Source organism: Vibrio sp. R11-SG3-ISO9 (assembly GCF_059834255.1).
In genome coordinates this window covers 159,828-183,074 of sequence record NZ_JCBDGU010000052.1, presented here as the reverse complement: position 1 = coordinate 183,074, position 23,247 = coordinate 159,828, and the positions used below count along the sequence as shown (strand labels likewise).

Genomic DNA, 23,247 nt, shown 5'->3' with positions numbered 1-23,247 from the left:
TCCGGAGGTAGAGGTGGCCCAAATGTTTTCTTAGGCTTCCGTCTTACTTATTGTCGCTTACTTGGTCAAGTTAACCAGTGAATCGCGGGTAAGATCTTTTATTGTTTTCGCGCCTGTTAGCGTCATCGCTACACGCATTTCTTTGTCGTAAAGGTCAAGAAGGTTCTCAACACCAGCTTGGCCTTGTGCTGCTAGTGCGTACACAAATGAACGACCTAATAGAGTACAGTCTGCACCCAGTGCCATCATACGAACCACATCAAGACCTGTACGGATACCAGAATCGACCAGAATCTTAGTGTCCCCTTTTACTGCATCGGCAATCGCAGGTAGGGCTTTTGCACTTGAAAGTACGCCGTCAAGCTGACGACCACCGTGGTTTGAAACCACGATACCATCGGCACCAAAGCGAACTGCGTCTTTTGCATCTTCTTCGTCAAGGATACCTTTGATCACCATTGGGCCATCCCAGAAGTCACGAATCCATTCGAGATCCTTCCACGAGATAGATGGGTCAAAGTTATCACCTAACCAGCCGATGTAATCTTCTAGCTTGGTTGGTGTGCCACGGTAAGTGGAGATATTTCCAAGGTCGTGTGGTTTACCAAATACACCCACATCGAATGCCCAGCTTGGATGACGCATTGATTGGAAAATGCGACGTACAGCTGCGTTCGGGCCGCTCATGCCTGAGTGCATATCACGGTAGCGAGCGCCTGGTACTGGCATATCTACAGTGAACACTAGCGTAGTTACACCCGCCGCTTTTGCGCGCTCTAGAACGTTCTTCATGAAGCCACGATCTTTAAGTACGTAAAGTTGGAACCACATTGGGCGTTCAATCTTAGGTGCCACTTCCTCGATTGGACAAACCGATACTGTCGACATCGTAAATGGGATGCCTTTGTTGTCTGCTGCTTTAGCCGCTTGAACTTCACCGCGACGAGCGTACATACCTGTTAGACCAACTGGGGCAAGTGCGATAGGCATTGCTAGTTTTTCACCGAACAGTTCTGTGTCTAAACTCAGTTCCGACATGTCATTAAGAACACGTTGCTTAAGCGCGATTTCAGCTAGGTCTGCTGTGTTGCGGTGCAGAGTGTGCTCGCCGTAAGAACCACCATCAATGTAATGGAAAAGGAATGGAGGTAGCTTAGATTTGGCAGCAGCTCGGTAGTCTGTAGATGCGGAGATAATCATAATCTTTATCCTAAGGTTAGGGCTCGCCTCTCTTCGAAGGCTTACTCTGTCGAATGTGGTGCCGGTTGGAACAGGCGTTTGGAAATAAAATGGCGTCAACGTACACAGTAATTGCTAGGTTGCTGGCTTCCAGAAGGTGCGTAGTCAACGAGTAACCAGTACAAACGTTCGCGGTGTCGGGGAATGAACGCTGACGCCAAGTTGGGTGGCGGTGATATGAACACCGCCGAATTTAAGCTTAACGCATTAGAGCGTCAGTAACGTTGAATCCGTAAATAACCACAAGACCAATGATGCCTGTCATTACTAGGTAGTAGAACGTTGGGATAACTGTCTTACGTAGTGTTGCACCTTCGCGGCCTAGTAGACCTACTGTTGCTGATGCTGCAACCACGTTGTGAATCGCAATCATGTTACCTGCTGCAGCACCTACCGCTTGTAAAGCAACCACTACCGCACTCGAGATAGTCAGCGTTTGAGCAACTTCGAACTGGAATTGGCTAAACATCATGTTCGATACTGTGTTTGAACCCGCGATGAAAGCGCCCAGAGCACCCACTGTTGCACTCAATGCAGGGAAAGCAGAGCCTACAAGGTCAGCGGCGAAGTTTGCTGTTGTTACAGGCATACTCGCTAGGTCAGCTGCATTCACTCCAGAGTTGATGAAGATACGAACCATAGGGATAGTGAACACCAGTACGAAACCTGCACCAATCAGTGTTTTACTTGATTCACCGAATGCTTTCGCTAGTGGCGCAGCGCTACGGCCTTGAATCAGAACAGCAACCAGAGCAACGAATACTAGGATACCGCCCGGTAGGTAAAGAGGCTGAATCGCAGTGCTCACGCCAGTTTCACCAAGAATGTTGCTGAACGATAGGCTAACGCTCTTCAGGAAGCCTTTGAACTCAGGGCTAACACGGCTAGCAACAAGAGTGACAGCAAGTAGTACGTATGGAGCCCAAGCGCGAGCCATGCTCATCTTCTGCGCGCCCTTGTTCTCATCAAGGTCGATTTTTAGAGAACCTAGCCATTCCGCTGGCCACTTGTCTTCGCTCTCGAAGTCCCACTTTGATTTTGGTACTAGGAAGCCACGTTTTGCTGCTGTAACAACAATTGCAAGACCAATTAGACCACCAATTAGAGATGGGAACTCAGCACCTAGGAACACGCCTGTTAGTGCGTAAGGGATGGTGAACGCTGCACCTGCAAATAGTGCGAACGGTAGAATGTCTAGGCCTTCAGTCCAGCTCTTGTTCTTACCGAAGAAGCGAGTCAGCATCATTGCCATTAATACAGGAATCATCACACCGACAGTTGCGTGAATCATCGCAACGCTTGATGTGATTTGTTGTAGGTAAGCGTCCCATGTTGAGCCATGAGCTACTAGGCTTTCACCGATGTTATGTGTATCTAGACCCTTGTTTACACCAACGATGATAGGCGTACCTACCGCACCGAAAGAAACTGGTGTAGATTGGATCATCATACCCATTAGTACCGCTGCAAGCGCAGGGAAACCGATAGCAACCAATAGAGGTGCCGCGATAGCTGCTGGAGTACCAAAGCCAGATGCGCCCTCAATGAAAGAACCGAAACACCAAGCGATGATGATGGCTTGTACGCGACGGTCTGCTGAGATGTCGGTGAATCCGTTACGAATTGTTGTAATGGCTCCGGTGTGCTTCAAAGTGTTAAGTAAGAAGATAGCGCCGAACACAATCCAGAGAACCGATACAGTGATACCAAAACCTTGGAATACAGATGCCAACACACGAGTGCTCGACATGTCCCAACCAAATAGTGCGATAAGTACGGTTAGACCAAAGGCCACCGGCATCGCTTTCTTCGCTGGCCAATTTAGGCCAACCAGCAAGATAGCTGCCATAACTATTGGCGAAAATGCCAATAGAGCTAATAGAGTTTCATTCATGGGTACTTCCTCGTCCTTGCCTCAATCCATTTAGGTTTGAAGTGACTTACACGTTATTGTTTTTTGTTATTACAACGGCAGTGGTTGTAATGGGTTTGTTAATTTGGCGTGAATTTACCCCTTTATTTTTTATAGATATAGGGAAATAATGAAAATAATTAATTCCAAAATTGGCATAATAACATGCGTGCAGACGACTTAATCCTGTTTTCACAGGTAGTAGAAATGGGCTCATTTAGTAAGGTTGCGGAGCAAAATAACCTTACAAATTCGGTAGTTAGCAAAAGAATCGCTCGTTTAGAGGAAGAGATAGGTGTTCAATTATTATATCGCACAACGCGCAAATTAACGCTGACTGAGGCGGGCAAGGCGATCTTGCATGGGGCCAAAAATGTGAAGCAGGCAACCCAAGAGGCTATGGACGCTGTTTCAGGCTTTGGTGAAAATGTCAGCGGTCACATCAAAATGTCTGTCCCGAGTATTTCTGGTGATTTGATATTGGCCGACGCTGTGGCGGAGTTTTGTAACATGCACCCGGGTCTAACTGTCGATATGTCACTCGATAATCGCTTTGTTGATCTGGTGAACGATGGCTTCGACTTGGTGATTCGTACCGGATATCTGGAAGATTCAAGCTTGATTGCGCGCCATATTCTCGACTCGCAATGGGTAGTATGCGCTTCGCCTTCTTATATTGCTCGCAATGGTAAACCACTCATCCCGACCGATTTAGTCAAACACAATTGTTTGCAATATGCTTACCAGACAACCGGCGCAAGTGAGTGGCAGTTCATTCGAGAGGGGCAAGGTGATAACAAATACATAGTGCGTGTTTCAGGCTCGTTCTCCACGGATAACGCGACGGCTCTGAGAAAGGCTGCGTTGGGTGGACACGGCATTGCCTATGTGCCGCGCTGTTTGGTTTATCACGATATCCGCAACGGCCAGTTGGTGGACTTGTTTCCAGATATCGTTGGTAAAAAACTGGGCATCTACGCGGTTTACCCTTTTACCCGTCAACCACCGAATAAGATCAAGATGTTGATTGAGCACATTCGTGCCCGCTATTTGGCGATTTCGCACTACTTTTAATTAGTTGGTCTTTAGTTAAGGTTACGTTTTGGTGCAATTGGTTACTTGATTTAGCCGCATCAATTCGTCATCTTATTTGCGAATTATTATCATTTGAAATCTAAGGAAGAGGGAAGAATGAACAACAACGCCTACCCACATACAGAGCAGCAGAGCGTCTCTGACGACTACTTTGGTACGCAAGTAAAGGATCCTTATCGCTGGTTGGAGGATGATACTAGTGAAGAAACGGCTGCTTGGGTAGAGTCGCAAAATGCCCTGACGTTTGGTTACCTGTCTGATATCCCTTTTCGAGATGCTTTGCGTGAACGTATTGCTAAGGCACAGGACTACAAGAAGAGTTCTCAACCTTTTGTACGCGGCGAGTATACCTACTTCTATAAAAATGATGGGTTACAAAATCACAGCATTCTTTATCGCAGCAAGGATGGCGGCGAACCAGAAGTTTTCTTAGATCCAAACACATTCTCGCAAGACGGAACTACCTCATTAGGCTCAGTGTCATTTTCCAAAGATTATAGCTTGGTGGCTTATAGCATCTCTGAAGGCGGCAGTGACTGGCGCAAGATTTTTGTAATTGATGTAGAAACCAAGCAGCAGCTAGAGCCAGAAATTGTTGATGCAAAGTTCACAGGCGTATCTTGGCTTGGTAATGAGGGCTTTTATTACTCTAGCTACGACAAACCCGATGGTAGCCACCTTTCTGCGCGAACTGAGCAGCATAAGCTCTATTATCACGAGCTAGGAACGTCTCAGAGCAGTGATAAGGTGGTATTTGGTGCCAAACCAGAACAAGCGCATCGTTACGTCCATGGATACACCACAGAAGACGACAACTACCTGATCATTTTGGCTCAAGAGTCGACATCGGGTAATCGTATGTTCTACATCGATTTATGTAGCAAGTCGCAATCAATCCACACAGTGGTCGATCACGTCGACAGTGATACCCATTTGATTGATAACCAGGGTAGCCAATTCATTCTGTACACCAACCTTGATGCGCCAAACGGTCGTGTGGTGAGCCTAGATACTGAGACTCAGCAATGGAATGATATTATCCCGGAGCGAGAGCAACCGTTGGATATCACAACCGGTGGTGGTTACTTGTTGGCACATTACATGGTGGATGTGCTGTCAAAGTATGAGCAGTTTGATTACCAAGGTAACAAAGTGCGAGATATCGAATTGCCAGCGCAAGGAGCGGCAAGTGGACTCGGTGGTGAGCGAGAGCAAAAAGAGCTTTACTACACCTTTACCAACTATGTGACGCCGCCAACCATCTTCTCGTTTGATGTAGAGACGGGCGAGTCTAACGTGTTTGAAAAATCACAAGCGCCATTTGAGAGTGAGCAATACCAGTCAGAGCAAGTGTTCTACAGCTCAAAAGACGGCACTCGAGTGCCAATGCTTATCTCTTATAAAAAGGGGACTAAGCTTGATGGCGCTGCACCAACGATTTTGTATGGTTATGGCGGCTTCAATGTCAGCCTCCCTCCTTCGTTCTCTGGCAATGTCGCGAGCTGGCTGGAACTTGGTGGCATCTATGCAGTTCCTAACCTGCGTGGTGGCGGCGAATATGGTAAAGCGTGGCACAACGCTGGCACACAGCAGCAGAAACAGAACGTGTTTGATGATTTCATTGCAGCGGCTGAGTTCTTGATTGAGAACAACTACACGAGTTCCAGCAAATTAGCGATTCGAGGCGGCTCTAACGGTGGCTTGTTAGTTGGAGCTTGTATGACTCAGCGCCCTGAGCTGTTCCAAGTGGCACTGCCTGCCGTTGGTGTGCTGGATATGCTGCGCTACCACACCTTTACCTCAGGTGAGGGTTGGGCTTATGACTACGGCACGTCTGCGCAAAGCAAAGAGATGTTCGAGTACCTACTGGGCTATTCACCTGTACATAATGTTAAAGAAGGGCAATCTTACCCGGCTACATTGGTGACAACAGCGGACCACGATGATCGTGTTGTACCCGCGCACTCATACAAGTTTATCTCTGAGCTGCAGCTTAAACACCAAGGTGAGCAACCCGTGATGATTCGTATTGATGTGAATGCGGGCCACGGAGCAGGTATGCCGCTCAACAAAGCGATTGATCTATCGGCTGATACTTATGCCTTTACTCTTTGGAATATGGGAATTAAGGAGTTGAGCGTTTAGCTATCGCTCATTCTTTAGGTGTAAAAAAGAGGTACAAAAAAAGTCGCATCCGTGCGACTTTTTTCATTTTTGGCGGCCAAACCAATTTGCTATATCCACTCTGTAGCAATCCATTAATGCAAATTTTCAGAATGTATTTATATGACGTTGTTAATGTGAATTAGTTCCACTTACGCAGCATCTTTTTTCGGTTTTTCATCAAGATCGAACGACGCATCGATGAGTTTTTGCGTGTATTCATGCTGTGGATTTTGGAAAATGTCTTCCGCTGTACCTTGCTCCATCACTTCACCCTTCTGCATCACCAAAACACGATCGGATAGGGCTTTTACCACCGACAAGTCATGACTGATGAACAAGAAGCCAATGTTGTGTTTGGCTTGAATGTCTTTAAGAAGATCAATCACGGTTAGCTGTACTGAACGGTCAAGTGCCGATGTTGGCTCATCCAGCAAGATGAACGAAGGCTCAAGGATAAGCGCTCGTGCAATCGCGATACGTTGACGTTGTCCGCCTGAGAACTCATGTGGGTAACGGTTGATTGAGTTTGGTTCTAAGCGAACCTCGATCAGTGCTTTACGTGCACGCTCCAAACGCTCTTTCTTAGTTAGATGAGGCTGGTGGACGGTCAATCCCTCAGTGATGATCTCACCGACCGTCATACGTGGTGATAACGAGCCGTATGGGTCTTGGAACACCATCTGCACATCTTTCTTAAGGTTGTGGCGCTCTTTATCCGTTAACAGACTCACGTCTTGGCCTTTGTAAACAATGCGACCGGTAGATGGCAGAAGACCGATTAGAGCACGACCTAAGGTCGACTTACCTGAACCTGACTCACCAACAATACCTAAGGTTTCACCCTGCTTAAGCTTAAGCGAGATGCCTTTCACAGCCTCAAAGTATTGGCAACGGCTTTTAATAAAGTGCGGCTTAACGAGGAACTTAACGCGAATATCGTCCGCTTCCAGTAGTTGTGGCGCTGACTCTTCAATCGGTGTTTTTGAACCTTTTGGTACTGAGTTGATCAGCATGCGAGTGTATTCGTGTCTTGGTGCTTCAAACAGCGGGACAGTCTCGCCTTCTTCGACCAATTCACCCTTACACATTACTAATACGCGATCCGCGAAGTGTTTTACCACACCTAAATCATGGGTAATGAACAGAATCGCCATACCCATCTTGGCTTGGATCTCTTTGATAAGAGACAGCACTTCAGCCTGAACGGTCACATCAAGTGCCGTGGTTGGCTCGTCGGCGATAAGAATGTCTGGCTCATTAATCAGCGCCATCGCGATCATGATGCGTTGTAACTGACCGCCAGAAAATTCGTGTGGGTATTTAGTGTAGGCTTGGCTTGGATTCGGTAGGTGCACCAGATCAAACAACTCTAAAACGCGCTCTTTGGCTTGCGCTTTTGAGACGTTGCGGTGACACATGATCGCTTCTGCGACTTGAATGCCGACACGTAGATAAGGGTTTAGCGACGTCATCGGTTCTTGGAAAATCATGCCGATACGATCACCACGCACCGCTTGCATCTCACGCTCAGATTTATCGAGAATCGATTCGCCTTCAAACTCGATGTACGACTCTGGATGGATGATGGCGTTATCTGGTAATAGGCTCATAAGAGCGTTGGAAGATACCGATTTACCAGAACCGGACTCACCCACAATCGCGAGGGTTTCGCTTGGGTTGAGCGTGAAGTTAATGCCCTTTACCGCATCAATGATTCCATCATTGGTTTTAAAACTCACGGAAAGGTTATTGACCTTAAGGATGGCTTTGTCTGACATGATACGTCCTTATTCAGTTTAAGACATTAGGTGATGGGTAGGTGTCGTGCGTCGACTTTAATTGTCCAAAGTAGTGATGCGCTCTTTGAAGTTGCTCTAGCTCTAGCATCCAGTGAGCGTTGCGTTGTGCGCTACAAAAAGCGATCAAATGTCTGAGGAGTTCTTCGCTCTGCTGTTCTAGTAGCGAATGAGTACGCTTGATCAGGGAGTTATCTTCTAAAGAAATGAACTGCATCAAGGCGTAGGTTTGATTCAATGTGTCAAAGGCATCTTGCTGCTGACCCAGTTTATTGAGGATTTCTGCTTGAGAAATACTGGCGTCACGCAGTCCTGTCAGTAAACAAGCGAACTGACAAGGTTTGACATCGTTTTGGAAAGCGGCATTTTGAATATGGTGTGGAAGCGAACTCAGAACATCGCCGTACAGACGTTGAGCTTCTGGCCAATGGCCCTGCTCCATGAGTTGTTCCGCTTTAAGGTAGTGCATCCAGCATCGTTCTAAATCCATCTTCTCAGCCTCTAAATTATAAGACCAAAGAATGTTAATGATATTTATTATCAAATGCAAACAAAAACCATTTGGTTTGTTTCAAATGTTAAATCATTTTAGTGTCACTGATTTCTGTTAGTTTCATTGATTTACAGCGAAATCGTTCGTTATTTGTTCAGTTGAACCGTGATGTAGCGTAAGTCACTAAATTTAGAAGAAATTACATCTACACTTATTTGAACTATACCCATAAGAAAAGGATTAAGGAGGCGGCGATGGCGATTCAAAGACTCAACTCAGAGCAACTGTATCAGGTAGCTGAACTTGAAAAGTTGCCTTGTAAGTCGACCAAGGAACTGGCTCCCATTGATGAGATAGTTGGACAAGAACGCGCGCAGAAAGCGGTCGAGTTCGCTATGTCGATCAAGGAAAAGGGTTACAACATTTATGCGATAGGCCGTAATGGTCTTGGTAAACGAACCATGATCTTGCGTTACCTTAATCGTCACCCACAAGAGCCGGACCAACTGTTTGACTGGTGTTATGTCGCGAACTTTGACGATATTCGTACCCCAAAGGTGCTCAAGTTACCAAGTGGTGTGGGTATTAGTTTAAAGCAAGACATTGAAAAACTGATGCGCAAGCTCCTAAAAGCGATGCCGTTGGCGTTTGATAACGAGATGTACTTTGGCCGCGCAGATACGCTGAAGAACCAACTTGCAAGCAAACAGCAGGTGGCACTTGAGGCGATCAGTCTAGAAGCGAAAGAGAAGGGTATTAACCTGACTATTACCTCGAAAGGTGATTATCAGTTTGTGGCGATGAACGGTGAAGAGCTGCACACGGAGGAGACCTTCGACCAACTCTCTGTTGAAGAGCAAGAACAGTTCGACAAGAGTATTGATGCACTCGAAGTAGGGTTGCGCACCATCTCTAGAGAGCTCACTGAGCTAGAGGAGACTTACACTGAGAAGATCCAGAAACTTAATGACGACACCACTCGTGATGTAATCACTCACTTTATCAAACAGTTGAAGCAGGATTACAGCAAGTATCCAGAGATCAAAAAGTATCTTACGGCACTGCGCAAAGACATCGTCGAGAATGCGGAAATCTTCCTAGAAGAAAGCAATGAACAGGCGGAGATCGCCACAGCGTCTCTAGATAAAAAGCTGCCTCGCCGCTACAAAGTCAACGTATTGGTCAGCCAGAAAGAGCAGCAACTGCCAATCGTTGTCGAAGACAATCCGAACTACCACTCGCTGTTTGGTTATGTTGAGACGGCGACCTTCAAGGGGACGGTATTTACGGATTTCTCTTTGATTCGTGCTGGTAGCTTACACCGCGCGAATGGTGGTGTGTTGCTGATGGATGCGGTGAAGGTGCTAGAGCAGCCTTACGTTTGGGATGGTCTCAAGCGTGCGCTTCGCTCACGTCAGCTGAGCCTGACTTCGTTAGAGAAAGAGGTCACCTTAACAGGGGCGGTTTCGCTTGACCCTGAGCCAATCCCATTGGATGTGAAGATCATTCTGTTCGGTGATTACCGCACTTACCAACTGCTTCAGCATTATGATGCGGAGTTTGGTGAGCTATTTCGCGTGACTGCCGATTTCGAAGATGAAATGAAACGCACCGCGGATTCAGAGCTGCACTACGCGCGCTTTATTTCGAGTATCGTTCATGACAACGGCATGCTGCATTGTGACCGAAAAGCAATTGCCCGCATCATCGAGCACAGCTCTCGTCAGGCTGGCGATCAGAGCAAGCTGTCTTTACACTCGGCTCATATCGCGAACCTGTTGCGTGAGTCCAACTATGTAGCCAAAGGCTCAAACTCGAATCTAATTCGAGCAGGTCATGTTGAACAAGCATTGGCAAATCAGCAGCTGCGTGTGGGTCGATTACAAGATAGCGTGATGGAGACCTTTACCAACGGCACAACTCTGATGCGAGTTGAAGGAGAAGCCGTCGGACAAGTGAATGCGTTGTCGGTGCTGAGTACGACTGATCATATGTTCGGTGCGCCAAACCGTATCACAGCGACGACTGCTTACGGTGATGGTGAGGTGATCGATATTGAGCGAAACGTTGATCTTGGTGGCAGCATCCACTCGAAAGGGGTGATGATCTTGTCGGCTTACCTCTCTTCTGTGTTTGGTAAAACCGCAAAAGTGCCACTCACCACCAACATCACTTTCGAGCAGTCGTATGGCGGGGTAGATGGAGACAGTGCGAGTATGGCCGAGTTCTGTGCCGTTGTGTCTGCTTTCTCAAAACAGCCTAACCGACAAGACATCGCGATTACGGGCTCGATGAACCAGTTTGGTGAATCGCAGCCTATTGGTGGTGTGAACGAGAAAATCGAAGGCTTCTTCGATGTGTGTGAAATCAAAGGGCGCAGTAATACTCAAGGCGTCATTATTCCACGCTCTAACGTGCACAATTTGATGCTACGTAGCGATATCGTGAAGGCGGTAGAGAAAGGTGAGTTTAACATCTGGGCTATTGAGCATGTGACTGAAGCGATCGAGCTGTTTACGGGTAAACCTGCAGGTGAGCCAAGTGACGAAGGTAGCTATCCGATTGATACCATCTTTGGTATTGCTCAAGCGAAACTCAATGCGCTGAGAAAATAGCGAGATAGACACAAGCAAAAGGTTAGCCTCGCTTGTGTCACCGTTCCTAACGAAAACAGCCATCAAATACGATGGCTGTTTTTATTGGATATACGTTTGGAAGCTTGGCACTTGGTGATTTTAGCCTTGTCTCAGGCGTAATTTCGTCCCATCAAACTTCAATTTGCTTAGAAGGTTGCGTGCATTAGTGCGTCCAACCTCGTCAAATTCGACGCCATATCTGGCATAGTGGGTCGATTTTTGAAGGTTACAGATCACCCCTTTTAATGGCGGTAATAAAGGACCATTGTAGTTGTCTGGCGAGATCTCAATCGAAACGCGCTCAGCCACCTGAAGGTTTCTTGAGGTCGGTGACGTGACAAATCGACACCCACTCTTTGAAAGGTCGCGGATTTCACAATCAGTGCGCTGATCATTGATGTTGATCTTGCCTGCTAGGTTGACCTCATAACGAGTCTCTTTACGCAGTTGTGTTACCTGCATAGTACTTGGCGTTGACAAGATCAGTAGTGGGAAGGGTTCACCGATGTTGTGGTGAATCTGACTTCTAAAGTGGATCAGTGCGCCTTCACCTCGAAGAGAGTATGCGCGAACGGTCATCCAGAAGCCCTCTTGAAAGAAAAAGCCAAGATCGTCTGATGAGACTTCAGGAACTTCAATCAAGATGCAGTTTTCACTGTGGGTGCCAATGAATTTGGTGGTGGCTAAGAATTTACTGCCAACTGGGGTAGTTATGTTGAGAGTCAGTTCACTGCCGTGCTCAATCATCGCCAACGCATCCGTGCTGTTGATGGTTGATACGGTGCGATTTCGCGGATCTTGCAGTGATTGGTTCGGCTCCACAGGTTTCTTTAGTGGTGCGTTCATTGTGTTTTCTCCATGCGCCAACATGCGTTGTCTGACAATAGACGGTTCTTACGTGCTAGATTTAGGTAAGTGAGGTGATTGAATGTTGAATCTGATGTGGCTGTGTCCATTTCAGATTTATTTGTAATCCCCACTACATCGTTTTATTTATATGCACATGCGTTAGTCTATTAACATCAATCCAAGACTTCAATTGTTTATCGTTTAGCATGTCGAATATTTATAGGAGTTGAGAATGCAGGCAGTAAAATGGGATCAGGAAGCCCAAAAAATAACGGTAGAGCTAGCTCCCGAACAGTATGCTGTGGTGAAATACCAGCAACAAGGACAGGTGCTTCACATTACCTCAACTCGCGTTCCGGATGAGCTACAAGGGAAGGGCATGGGCAAAGTGATGATGGAAGCGGTACTTCCAGAGATCGAAAAGGCGGGCTTTAAAATTGTCCCTGTCTGCAGCTATGTTGTGCACTACATGGCAAGGCAAAAACAGTGGTCTCATCTACTTGCAGATGAGGCATAACGAGAAAAGTATGTCTTGTTTAACCACAGATTCTACAACACGATTGTACAATGCTATTGCCCACTCTATTCATGGTTCTGAGCGCCACCAAGTCGAAGTGATTCAGCGCTTATGGGGAGGATACGGAGAGCTAGTTCGCTTACACTTCCCAGATGCAACGGAGGTAGCCAGTGTTATCGTCAAACATGTCGCACTGCCGGACAAAACCGAACATCCTAAGGGATGGAATACCCAGCTTTCACACCAGAGAAAAGTAAAGTCATATCAGGTTGAAACCTCTTGGTATCAAGGGTTTACTCAAGAATATGATCCACATTGCCCTGTACCTATTGGTTTGCAATGTCAGCAAACTGAGGGTGAGTGGCTGATCGTCATGCAGGACCTAAAGACGCTCGGCTTCCCAAACACATCCAACTTTGATGTGCTAGCGAGTGAAGTCGAGGGTTACAGTCTTGAAGAGGTGCAGCAGCGCAATGCTTGTTTACGCTGGCTTGCGCATTTCCACGCGAAACATATCAACATAAACCCGAGTGATGTATCGAGTTTGTGGGAAACTGGCACCTATTGGCATTTAGCAACGCGACCGGATGAACTGAGTGTATTGGATGATCAAGCTCTCAAGACAAACGCTGAGAAGATTGATCATAAGTTGAAAGAGTGCTCTTACCCAACATTAGTGCATGGTGACGCCAAGTTAGCCAACTTCTGTTTTGATGTTGAAAATAAAAATGCGGCAGCAGTCGATTTTCAATACGTAGGGCTTGGCTGTGCCATGAAGGATGTGGCGCTGTTTATGAGTAGTGCGATTAGGCCAAGAGATTGTGCAGAGCGAGAGAGCGAGGTGTTAAATGTCTATTTTGAGCAGCTTACTCACGCATTGGCACTCTATCAGCCACAATTAAATGCAGTGCAAGTCGAAGTGGCTTGGCGCCCTATGTTTGCAACCGCATGGGCCGATTTTCAACGCTTTGTTAAGGGCTGGAGCCCAAATCACTGGAAGATTAACCCATACACTGAGCAGCTAACGAAAAAAGCGCTCAGTGAGATGAACGAACAGGAGTTTGTTGATGTTCGATAAAACTGCAAGCTGGAAGACGCCGCAGAACTTTTTATTGCTGATTTCGATTATTGTCCCGATCGCGTTTTCTAGCTGGATGGCACTGTTGAACAACTTTGTTGTTGAGCGAGCTAACTTTGACGGTGCTGATATTGGGTTACTTCAGAGTGTACGTGAAATCCCAGGCTTTCTTGCGTTTACGGTTGTGTTTGTGTTGGCCTTTATTCGCGAGCAGCGATTCATGTTGGTCTCACTGGCAATGCTGACTGTGGGCACCGCAATCACGGGTCTGTTTCCAACATTGACGGGGCTTCTGCTTACAACGATTTTAATGTCGACTGGCTTTCACTACTTTGAAACCCTGAAGCAATCGCTGTCGCTGCAATGGCTAAGCAAAGAAGAAGCGCCGGAGATGCTGGGTAAGATGATCTCAGTCGGTGCGCTGGCTTCTCTTGTTACCTACGGTTCGATTTGGGTGATGTTGGAGCAACTGAAGCTCGATTTTGCATGGGTTTACGGTATTACCGGTGGGATAGGTTTCTTGCTTGTATTGGTAATGACCTTTGGTTTTCCTGAATTTAAAACCGAGACCCAGCAGAATAAAAAGTTGGTACTGCGTAAACGCTACTGGCTCTACTATGCATTGACCTTTATGAGCGGAGCACGTCGACAGATCTTTACCGTATTTGCAGGCTTCTTGATGGTAGAGAAGTTTGGCTATTCTGCAGCCGATGTGACGCTACTGTTCTTGATTAACTATCTATTCAACTTCTTATTTGCAAAACGTATTGGTAAGTTCATCGGAGTCGTTGGTGAGCGCAAAGCCCTGATGTTTGAATACGTTGGCTTGATTGGCGTGTTCGTCGGCTATGGCTTGGTGCAGAGCGCTGAGTGGGCTGCCGCTCTGTACGTGATTGATCATCTGTTCTTTGCATTGGCATTGGCGATTAAAACCTACTTCCAGAAGATCGCAGATCCAGCAGATATGGCTTCAACGGCAGGAGTTTCTTTCACCATTAACCATATAGCAGCCGTTGTTATCCCGGTGGTGTTTGGTGTTATCTGGCTAGCTTCTCCAGCAACTGTATTCTTTATTGGTGCTGCGATGGCGGGTGTCTCTTTGCTACTGTCTCTGAACATTCCTAAGATTCCTGAAGATGGCAATGAGGTGCGTTACTTTAGTTGGCGATAGCAATAGATTACTTTGATGAAGTTTGAATAAAACAAAAGCTCCAATGTCGCCATTGGAGCTTTTTGTATCTGAATGGATTTAACTACAGCGTTGGTTTTATGAGGCCAGTTTATTACTGACTTACCTTTAACCCGCTGCGTAGTTTGAACATGTTCTTTGGCGCTTTGGTCAGTAAGATACCAAACAGCAGTGGCAACATGAGAATCAGTGACTGTTCCGCAAGCATTTCACCGTTGATTACGGCTGAAATCACGAGCGCAACCACTGGGAAAATTAGGAAACAGATTGAAGCTTGGAACGGTGTCGACACTTGTCCCAGTTTGAAGTAAGCCACAATGCCACCGACACTTGCTACAAAACCTAAGTAGACAACGGCAGAGATTGAGTCCCAAGTAAACGCAGACACATCGACGTTTTCACCAACAGCAGACACTGCGAATAAGAAAATGGCAGCGATGAAGCTTGGTACCGCGTTGTAAGTCAGTACTTCAATGTCTTTACAGTGCTTCTGAACCAGTACGTACATGACTGCGTGAATCGCAACCGCTAGACCAAGAGATACAGTACCAATTAGGTAGTCTTCACCACCCATTTGCATCTCATTCCCTAGGATTAGACATAAGCTGATCACGGCTGTGATAAGACCAAAAATCTGGTGCTTAGCAAGGCGCAAACCTAGGAACAGACCCGACATCAACATCACGGCGACAGGCATGTTGGCAAAGATAATGGAAGCGAGACCTGAAGAGATGTACTGCTCACCATAGATCATTAGGGTGAACGGAATAGCAAAGTACATCAGAGCGACAATTAAGATCCACTGGCGCTTGCCTTTTGGAAACAATAAAGGCTGGTTGAATACTTTGGCTAGTACGACTAGCAGAGGTGCCGCCAAAAGGAAACGCAGTGCCGTAGCAAAGATTGGTGGGATAGAGTGCAAAGCAACTTCCATCGCAAACCAAGTGGTGCCCCAAATAAGACACACCGACAAAAAGAGCAAAACAGTAAAAGACTTCGAATTCATGGTGACTTCCCAATACTTATAATTGTAAATCATAGGCTTGTGCCGCCTAATTGATGTGCCACAGTATAAGGAGCTCGCAAGAGAAAAAATTTGCCTTTTTATCTCTAATTTGGAAGTTTGGTGAAATATTTTTCCTTTTATTGCTTTTTTTTGGAAAATATTTTCACTCAAGTAAGTTAATGTAATATCATTGTTCTTTGTGAGGGTATATTGAGTGTTTGAATGGAAAAATCCCCTTTATCCAAGATACGAAAATAAAGGGGTGAGAGTTACCAAATGAAACGGTAAAAAGGTTCAAATCTCAACAGGGTTCTAGAACCTTAAGTTAAACCCCAGTTCCACGCTGCCATCAGAGCGAAATACATCTCCAGGACTGACTCGTTTTTGCCCAAAGGTGTATTTCACATAAGGCTCTACCCACTTAGGTTTTAAAGTGAAAGTGACGTCTTGGCTGTTGTAATAGCCTTTTGCTCCCGTTAATTGGCGATCATGACTGAAAGAATAAGAAAAGCTCATGTGCTCGGAAGGTGAGTAGCTCGTACCTATGGTGTTCTTCCATTCGCGATTGGCATCATGAAGGTCAGCAAGCGAGAATTTTCGCCACTCATGCGAGGTATTGGCAAACAACATGATATTTTCTGATAGTGCTGTCCCACCAAAGAGCCCAACGTCATAAATATCAATAAGATCTGCACGACCATAGCTGACAAAGGCTTCGGTATAGAACTGGCCGAGTACTACGCCATAGCCTGTGCCAAGCTCTAGGTAGCCTTCACTGTCGATCTCAGCATTAATATTGATGGCATCAGTCGCTTGAATCACGCCAGATACGGTGCCGACCCATGTATCGCCAGCTTTGGCGGTTTGAAAGCTGAGGCTTGGTTCGTGGTAGCTTAATTGTTGTAGCTGGTGGTCATTGGCGGAAACACTAAGCGTTACCAGCATAGCCAAAGATATTTGTTTCATATCAATCTCAAACTTGGTTCAAACAAAAAGGAGCCACTTAAAAGCGGCTCCTTTGCTTTGATTCGCTGTTTTATTTAGCCGCGGCTCACACGGTCTTTCACAGCTTGTTTGATTTGCTGACGTTGCTCTTGAGAAAGCGATTGAACTTTTTGTTTTAGTTCTGCTTTTTGCTCCGCTGTTAGGTTTGGTTTCGCCGGAATCCAATCATTGATTGCATCTGATATAGCAGCCTTTGCTGCGCTACGAAGCTCTTCTACTGTTTTTCTTTCACCGGTTAGTAAGTAGTAACCTAAAGAGTTTCCTTGAAGGTCCATTTCAATATTGGCGATTTTAAGCATGGTTAGTTTGTTGTCTTGAGACCACTCTTTAGTCATCTCTTTAGTTACGGTCCAAGCTTTAATACGCATCTCTTCGTTAACTGCACCCGCACCTTCATTTGCTACAAAAGCTAGAGCTAGGAACTTCTGCTCTTCTTTGGTTAGGTGTGTCATCGCTTCTTTGTATGCATTTACTGTTTTAACGGAAACAATGCTGAAATCTTCACCACCAGCGATAATTGCACCAGTAGGGGTATCAGTAATTGTTACTTCACTCGCGCCAAGAGTAATAACTAGTTTGTTATCGTCAACCACTTCGAATTCGAAACCGATGCCATAATCTGGGTCTGTGATAATTGGATGATCAGGAGTGATTGGTAAGCCATATTCAGGATCGATTTCAATCGGGTGATCAGGTAGTAATGGCAGACCAAAATCTGGATCGATCTCGATTGGTGTATCAGGTGTAATAGGTACTCCAAAATCAGGGTCAATTGGTTCACGTACGTCTGAAACAATGAGACGCCCATTCTCAACTGTTAGTACAACTTCACCGCCATGATTACCTTGGAAAATGATTGCGTTGTCTTCTTTCTGAATATAACCGATGGTGTCACCGTTGATGTCTTTTACTACATCTCCATCAGTGATGTAGATCGTACCATCTACGCTAATGACAGTGTGTCCGTTAGAGCCTTGGATCAAACCTGCCATGTGGTTTCCTTCATCTCCATCCACAACTGCAGCGCTGAAAACTTCGCCTTCCACATATTGAACATCCGCAATACCGTCTTGTGCTGCTGGTGGATTGCTACTCGAACCAGAAGAAGAACAGCCAGCTAGGAAAGAAGCGGCGATTAGGGTACTTAGTAATTTTAGTTTCATGGATCTACTCTCAAAAAAGTTAAGGAACTCGTGGTGCGTCTTGCAGTTTTGATGGCGTTCCTAGCCGATGAGAGAAGTATATGGAGTGGACAAAACAGCCTCTAATCGCTTGATGGAATAGAGGCTTTAACGTTCGGTTATTAATGAGAGAGCAGAAACAGCGTGATAACTCAGGGTTATTATTGAACCTTTTGAGAATCGCCGTTCAGCAGATTCTCGAGGATCTTTTTCAGCCACAGTGTTGTTGGACTATTGCGGTTTTTGTGGTGGTAGTAGGCGCACATCGTTGGCTGTACATCTTTGCTGTCGAACAAAAGGTTGATGGCTCTCAGCGATGTCTTTTGTTCAATCTCTAAGAACTTAGAGGCAGGGAAAAGCATGTCGGAGTTACGCACCACGTCGATAACTGCAGACGGCAGTTCAGAGCGAAAACCAATATTGGCTTTGTGACCCTTAATCTTCAGTATTTTCTCAGCCAGTGACTGATGCGAGTTCCAGTCGACCGCGATAACAGAGGCCAGCTCGAAATTCACACCATCCTTTACCTCGATGAAATCGCCTTGATAAGGGTGGTCTTCGCGTACGTAACCTTTAAACGTATCTTGCGCAATGCGCTGTTGAAGTAGCTCTTTGGGTGCGTGGTTGATCTCGTAGTTCAAGCCGATATGAACCTCATCATTGATGATGTCGGTCATGGTCGTGCCTGACCAGTTCAGAAGCTGAACCTGTACATGTGGGGCTTGCGCGCGAATCGCTTTAAAAAGTTTGCTAGAAAGGGAGCTAAGCAGATACGGCGAGAGTGCAACTTTAATGATGCCTTGTAGTTCGGCGGGGTTGAACTCGTTGCTGTTGTTCAACGCGCACGACAGTTCGTCCAGTATCGGAGAGATACTTTCTGCGAGCAGGTTTGCATGTTCAGTCGCTCGTAAGCCGTGATGTGTTTTAACGAACAGTTCATCATCGAAATGATCACGCAGGCGCTGGAGAGCTTTACTTACCGCGGGTTGAGAGACAAAAAGGCGTTCTGATGCTTTTCTCATGTTGCGTTCTTGGTGCAGTATGATGAACGTTCTCAGAAGGTTGAGATCGAGATTCGCGAATAAGTCTTTTGCCATTTTGCCCCCTAACGTCACGTGTACTCTTTAATCATAAGACGACGATTCAGGTAGGACAAATTGAAACTTTGTATAGAGAAGAGACCAAATAAATAAAACCCGTGTGAAACGGGTTTTATTTAAGTTTGAAGGGGTTATCTTGCTTTTAGCGGCTTGTTCGGTGCGGGTACCGTTTTAGGTTGTCGAATCGCAAGGATGACTTGAGGGAGTAGCGACATCACGATCATACCCGTCATTAACGAGTACTGAGCGGCAGTAAATGACTCACCCATCAACAGCATACCCATTACGATACCTGCGACTGGGTTAGCAATACCACCAAAGGTAAAGTCGACCACTGACATACGTTGTAGTAGCCATACATACATGCCATAGCCCAGTGCCGTATTCAAACCAATCACCCATAGCAGGCCCATAAAGTTACGCGAATCGAAGTGGGTTACCGCGTTGACGTAAGGTTGTGGGTCAATGAAAGCGTGAACTGCTGAAGCTACAGACAAGATCACACCACCAAGAATCAATTGCCAAGTCAGTACTTTCCACCAGTGCATACGATCGCCGAGTGATTTAGTAATGCTGCTGCCGACAATGATACACATGATAGCGGCAAACATAGCACCTAACCCGACAGGGCTGAGCGAGATTTGACTTGGATTGAACAGCATCCACGCCAGTGAAATTAGACCGACACCCGACAGAGCTTGAATTAGGTTCGGGCGCTGCTTTTTAACAACCCAATGGAAAATCATCGCGAATACAGGTACTGAGATCATACCTACGCCTGAAATGGCAGAAGGTAAGGTGAGAGCCATAACAAAAATCAGACCGAAGAAGGTCGCAATATTGATTAAACCTAGTGTGAAAATGATCTGCCACTCGCCTTTTTTAGGTAGAGTAGGTTTCACGGCAAGCAATAATAACCCTGCAGGCAAAGCACGCAGAGCACCAAGTAGTAATGGTGGCCACTCCTGTAGCGTAAACTGCGTCACTGCATAAGTTGTACCCCAGAAGAAGGCGGGGATCATTGCTAATAATATATTCATCTAAAATATCTTTACGTTAAGATAACTCTTGGTGTGAAGAGTATACCCATAACTAGTGGTTGTAAAGTATCTTTATGTTAAACTAGTTTGAAGCAACTAAGACTAATAACGGAGCGTGATTGCAAATGGATGCTATTGACCGCGTGGTAGAACAATGGGCAAAGGAAAAGCCCGACCTAGAGACAGAGCCGATGGCGATTATGGGCCGAGTAATGCGTATCGCCAAATACATGGAGACACAAGTTGCCGACCTTCATAAACAGTATGATATGAAGCTGGGCGAGTTTGATGTATTGGCGACGTTACGACGCTCTGGCAAGCCTTATCGACTCACCCCATCAGAGCTGATTGGTTCAATGATGTTGACCTCTGGTGCAATGACTAACCGCCTAGATAAGTTAGAAGCCAAAGGGCTTATCAGCCGCGAGCACAGTAAAGAAGACCGTCGCAGTGTGAGTGTTAAGCTCACAAGAAATGGCCTAACCCTGATTGATGAAATGATGACAGAACATGTTGAGATGCAGAAGAAGTTGGTGAAAACCCTCACTGCGAGTCAGAAGAAGAATACCAATCAACTGCTGAAAACATGGCTAAGTGCTTACGAATAAGCGCTTTCTGTACTTCAATATTGATGGCCGTTTAACTGTTTGTAACCGTTTAACTATTGGTTTTTAATAAGTGCCGCCAAGTTAAAACGAAAAACCGAAGCTCAGTGCTTCGGTTTTTTTATTGATTGTAGATACCCGTATAAAGGTAACTCAATAAGTCGGTATTACATTAGGCTTGCAGCATCTCATCGCTGTAAAGGTCTGCACAGCCAATTCCATTAATCGCACAGCTTTCGTCGATATCCGAGATATCACCACTGACGCCAATGGCACCGAGTACGGTTCTATCTTTATCTCTAATGAGTAGCCCCCCTGGTACAGGCACCATGTTTCCGTGTGCGAGCACGTTGACTGCGGAGATAAATGCTGGTCTGTTATCAGCATCTTGGGCGAGTTTTCTAGAAGAGCAACCGAGTGCGAGTGCTCCCCAAGCTTTAGCAATGGCGATGTCTGGTCGCATCATGCTAGAGCCATCCTGACGTTGCAGGGAGATGAGCTTGCCGCCGCTGTCTAAAACCGCAACGGTTAGAGGCTCAGTATGGATCTTTCTGCCTGCTTTAAAGGTTCCATCTATGATGGTTAACGCTTGTTGTAGAGTCAAACTTCCCATGTTATCTCCTGTTTTTCAGGGGCTTAAACCAACTTGTTCCCGAGTCGTTTAAGGATTAAAGCGACACAAGTTCAAGTTGGCCAAGCGTCAGGTCAAGACGCTTGCAGTAGCCCATAGCTGGGTAAAGTTAGGAAGGCGGCGAACGCTTCTGCTGTAGACAGTTGATAGAAGAGATCGGCTGTCTCTTCGAATCGACCTGCAGCATAGCGAGCTTCTCCGACTTCTTGTTTAATGGTGTCTAGCTCTTGGTATAGCCAAGAGTGGAAGAGTTCTTTAGTAAAGGTTTGGCCATCGTCTAACGTGACGCCGTGGTGAATCCATTGCCAAATATTGGCTCTAGAGATCTCAGCCGTAGCAGCGTCTTCCATCAGTCCATAAATTGGCACGCAACCATGGCCTTGAATCCATGCTTCGATGTAGTAGAGAGCGATACGAATGTTCTTACGCACGCCTGCTTCGTCGCGGGTTCCCTCACAAGGCTTCAGCAGAAGCTCTGCACTGATCTCATGTTGTGGGCTTTGGAAGTCGATTTGGTTGACCTTACCATCTAGATGTTTGTTGAACTCAGACATCGCAAGGTCAACCAGTGCTGGGTGCGCGACCCAAGTCCCGTCATGACCGTTTTTAGATTCTCGCTGCTTGTCTTCAATAACCTTGGCGGTAACGCGCTCCATCTCTGCAGGATCTTTCGCTGGGATAAATGCCGACATGCCGCCCATCGCCAGCGCGCCACGAGCATGACAGGTTCTCACTAGCAGTTGGCTGTAGGCATTAAGAAACTCTTGATCCATACCGATACCGTGACGATCTGGCAGAATACGATCTTGGTGGTTCTTTAATGTTTTGATGTAGCTGAAAATGTAGTCCCAACGGCCACAGTTCATTGCAACAATGTGGTCACGCATCGCATAAAGAATTTCATCCATCTGGAATACCGCTGGAAGTGTTTCTATCAATACCGTTGCTCGAATCGTGCCTTTTGGTACTTTGAAATATTGCTCGGTGAAGCTGAAGATATCGTCCCACCATTGCGCTTCTTCCATACTTTCAAGCTTTGGAATGTAGTAATAAACACCTAAGCCTTGCTCTGCACGTGATTGATAGTTATGAAAAAAGTAGAGAGCGAAATCCATTAAGCAGCCAGCTATCGGTTGGTTGTTAAACTGGATAGACTGCTCTGGAAGGTGAATACCACGTGGGCGCGCGATCAACAGCGCAGGGTTATTCACCAGTTGGTAGTTCTTTTGTTTCTTTTCATCGTAGTAACTGATAGTGCCAAGGTTGGCATCTCTAAGGTTGATTTGACCGTCGACCATGTTCTCCCAAGTCGGAGATGAAGCGTCTTCAAAGCAACACATGAAAACTTTAGCGCCGGAGTTAAGCGCATTGATGACCATCTTACGTTCAATAGGACCGGTGATTTCAACGCGGCGGTCTAATAGTTCTGGTGGCGGTGTCGCGACCTTCCACGTTTTGTCGTCACGAATCGATGCCGTATCGTCTCTGAAATCAGGCAATGCACCCGCATCGAATTGGGCTTGTTTAGCTTCGCGGTCAGTTAGCAGGTTTTGACGGCGCTCTCCAAACTTTTTCACCAGTGCTTCTAAGAAGATCAAAGCATCTTTAGACAGGATCTTTTTGTACTCGGCGTTGTCCATATTGCCAAGTACCTGCATACACAAAGCCTCTTCTCTTTCTTTTACGTCATTCATCATTGTCTGTCTCCT

19 protein-coding genes are annotated in these 23,247 nt (G+C 46.2%); 7 read left to right on the top strand and 12 right to left on the bottom strand.

What is annotated here, in order from left to right; genetic code table 11:
* Positions 1-57 precede the first annotated feature (57 nt).
* On the bottom strand, positions 58-1,200 hold the full coding sequence (gene lldD / locus AC6R05_RS19950; protein ID WP_150868387.1) for an FMN-dependent L-lactate dehydrogenase LldD: 1,143 nt from the start codon (positions 1,198-1,200) through the stop codon (positions 58-60).
* A gap of 238 nt (positions 1,201-1,438) precedes the next feature.
* Positions 1,439-3,133 (bottom strand): L-lactate permease, encoded by a 1,695-nt coding sequence (locus AC6R05_RS19945; RefSeq protein ID WP_500648422.1) that lies wholly within the window; start codon positions 3,131-3,133, stop codon positions 1,439-1,441.
* A gap of 183 nt (positions 3,134-3,316) precedes the next feature.
* Between AC6R05_RS19945 and AC6R05_RS19940 the strand changes: the two genes are divergently transcribed.
* Complete coding sequence (locus tag AC6R05_RS19940) at positions 3,317-4,225, top strand: LysR family transcriptional regulator (RefSeq protein ID WP_032553566.1); 909 nt, start codon at positions 3,317-3,319, stop codon at positions 4,223-4,225.
* 117 nt (positions 4,226-4,342) lie between these two features.
* Positions 4,343-6,391 carry a prolyl oligopeptidase family serine peptidase gene (locus AC6R05_RS19935; protein WP_500648421.1) on the top strand — a complete coding sequence of 683 codons (2,049 nt, stop codon included), beginning with the start codon at positions 4,343-4,345 and terminating at the stop codon, positions 6,389-6,391.
* Positions 6,392-6,561: 170 nt separating this feature from the next.
* Here the strand turns inward: AC6R05_RS19935 and AC6R05_RS19930 are convergent, their stop codons facing one another.
* Together AC6R05_RS19930 and AC6R05_RS19925 are read right to left on the bottom strand one after the other, a co-directional pair.
* Positions 6,562-8,190, bottom strand: coding sequence for an ABC transporter ATP-binding protein (locus tag AC6R05_RS19930; RefSeq protein WP_500648420.1), 1,629 nt, complete (start codon positions 8,188-8,190; stop codon positions 6,562-6,564).
* Positions 8,191-8,203: 13 nt separating this feature from the next.
* Entirely contained in the window at positions 8,204-8,698 is a 495-nt protein-coding gene (locus tag AC6R05_RS19925) for a hypothetical protein (protein ID WP_032553561.1), read from the bottom strand.
* A gap of 257 nt (positions 8,699-8,955) precedes the next feature.
* Between AC6R05_RS19925 and AC6R05_RS19920 the strand changes: the two genes are divergently transcribed.
* Positions 8,956-11,316 (top strand): Lon protease family protein, encoded by a 2,361-nt coding sequence (locus AC6R05_RS19920; RefSeq protein WP_500648419.1) that lies wholly within the window; start codon positions 8,956-8,958, stop codon positions 11,314-11,316.
* A 120-nt stretch (positions 11,317-11,436) separates the two neighbouring features.
* Here the strand turns inward: AC6R05_RS19920 and AC6R05_RS19915 are convergent, their stop codons facing one another.
* Complete coding sequence (locus tag AC6R05_RS19915; protein WP_500648418.1) at positions 11,437-12,183, bottom strand: PilZ domain-containing protein; 747 nt, start codon at positions 12,181-12,183, stop codon at positions 11,437-11,439.
* 235 nt (positions 12,184-12,418) lie between these two features.
* Here AC6R05_RS19915 and AC6R05_RS19910 point away from each other — a divergent pair, with 235 nt between their 5' ends.
* The 3 genes from AC6R05_RS19910 to AC6R05_RS19900 are packed head-to-tail and all read left to right on the top strand — an operon-like array spanning position 12,419 to position 14,952.
* Positions 12,419-12,703: a GNAT family N-acetyltransferase gene (locus AC6R05_RS19910; RefSeq protein WP_032553557.1), complete on the top strand. Its 285-nt coding sequence runs from the start codon at positions 12,419-12,421 to the stop codon at positions 12,701-12,703.
* Between the two features lie 10 nt (positions 12,704-12,713).
* Positions 12,714-13,781: a phosphotransferase gene (locus tag AC6R05_RS19905; protein ID WP_500648417.1), complete on the top strand. Its 1,068-nt coding sequence runs from the start codon at positions 12,714-12,716 to the stop codon at positions 13,779-13,781.
* Positions 13,771-14,952 (top strand): MFS transporter, encoded by a 1,182-nt coding sequence (locus AC6R05_RS19900; RefSeq protein ID WP_150868398.1) that lies wholly within the window; start codon positions 13,771-13,773, stop codon positions 14,950-14,952. Before AC6R05_RS19905 ends, AC6R05_RS19900 begins: the two co-directional genes overlap by 11 nt.
* Before the next feature lie 112 nt (positions 14,953-15,064).
* Here AC6R05_RS19900 and AC6R05_RS19895 read toward each other — a convergent pair whose 3' ends face one another.
* The 5 genes from AC6R05_RS19895 to AC6R05_RS19875 form a co-directional block, all read right to left on the bottom strand.
* Entirely contained in the window at positions 15,065-15,976 is a 912-nt protein-coding gene (locus AC6R05_RS19895) for a DMT family transporter (protein ID WP_500648416.1), read from the bottom strand.
* A 312-nt stretch (positions 15,977-16,288) separates the two neighbouring features.
* Positions 16,289-16,942 carry a hypothetical protein gene (locus AC6R05_RS19890; RefSeq protein ID WP_500648415.1) on the bottom strand — a complete coding sequence of 218 codons (654 nt, stop codon included), beginning with the start codon at positions 16,940-16,942 and terminating at the stop codon, positions 16,289-16,291.
* Between the two features lie 74 nt (positions 16,943-17,016).
* On the bottom strand, positions 17,017-18,144 hold the full coding sequence (locus AC6R05_RS19885) for a DUF1542 domain-containing protein (RefSeq protein ID WP_500648414.1): 1,128 nt from the start codon (positions 18,142-18,144) through the stop codon (positions 17,017-17,019).
* Between the two features lie 179 nt (positions 18,145-18,323).
* Positions 18,324-19,259: a LysR family transcriptional regulator gene (locus AC6R05_RS19880; protein ID WP_500648413.1), complete on the bottom strand. Its 936-nt coding sequence runs from the start codon at positions 19,257-19,259 to the stop codon at positions 18,324-18,326.
* Positions 19,260-19,393: 134 nt separating this feature from the next.
* Positions 19,394-20,302, bottom strand: a complete 909-nt coding sequence (locus tag AC6R05_RS19875; RefSeq protein ID WP_390518264.1) for a DMT family transporter — start codon at positions 20,300-20,302, stop codon at positions 19,394-19,396.
* A 125-nt stretch (positions 20,303-20,427) separates the two neighbouring features.
* Here AC6R05_RS19875 and AC6R05_RS19870 point away from each other — a divergent pair, with 125 nt between their 5' ends.
* The gene (locus AC6R05_RS19870) at positions 20,428-20,910 is read left to right on the top strand and encodes a MarR family winged helix-turn-helix transcriptional regulator (protein ID WP_152470117.1); all 483 of its coding nucleotides are present in this window, start codon (positions 20,428-20,430) and stop codon (positions 20,908-20,910) included.
* Between the two features lie 169 nt (positions 20,911-21,079).
* Here the strand turns inward: AC6R05_RS19870 and AC6R05_RS19865 are convergent, their stop codons facing one another.
* Positions 21,080-21,520: a GlcG/HbpS family heme-binding protein gene (locus AC6R05_RS19865; RefSeq protein ID WP_032553543.1), complete on the bottom strand. Its 441-nt coding sequence runs from the start codon at positions 21,518-21,520 to the stop codon at positions 21,080-21,082.
* A 92-nt stretch (positions 21,521-21,612) separates the two neighbouring features.
* Complete coding sequence (gene aceB, locus AC6R05_RS19860; RefSeq protein ID WP_500648412.1) at positions 21,613-23,235, bottom strand: malate synthase A; 1,623 nt, start codon at positions 23,233-23,235, stop codon at positions 21,613-21,615.
* Positions 23,236-23,247: the final 12 nt, after the last annotated feature.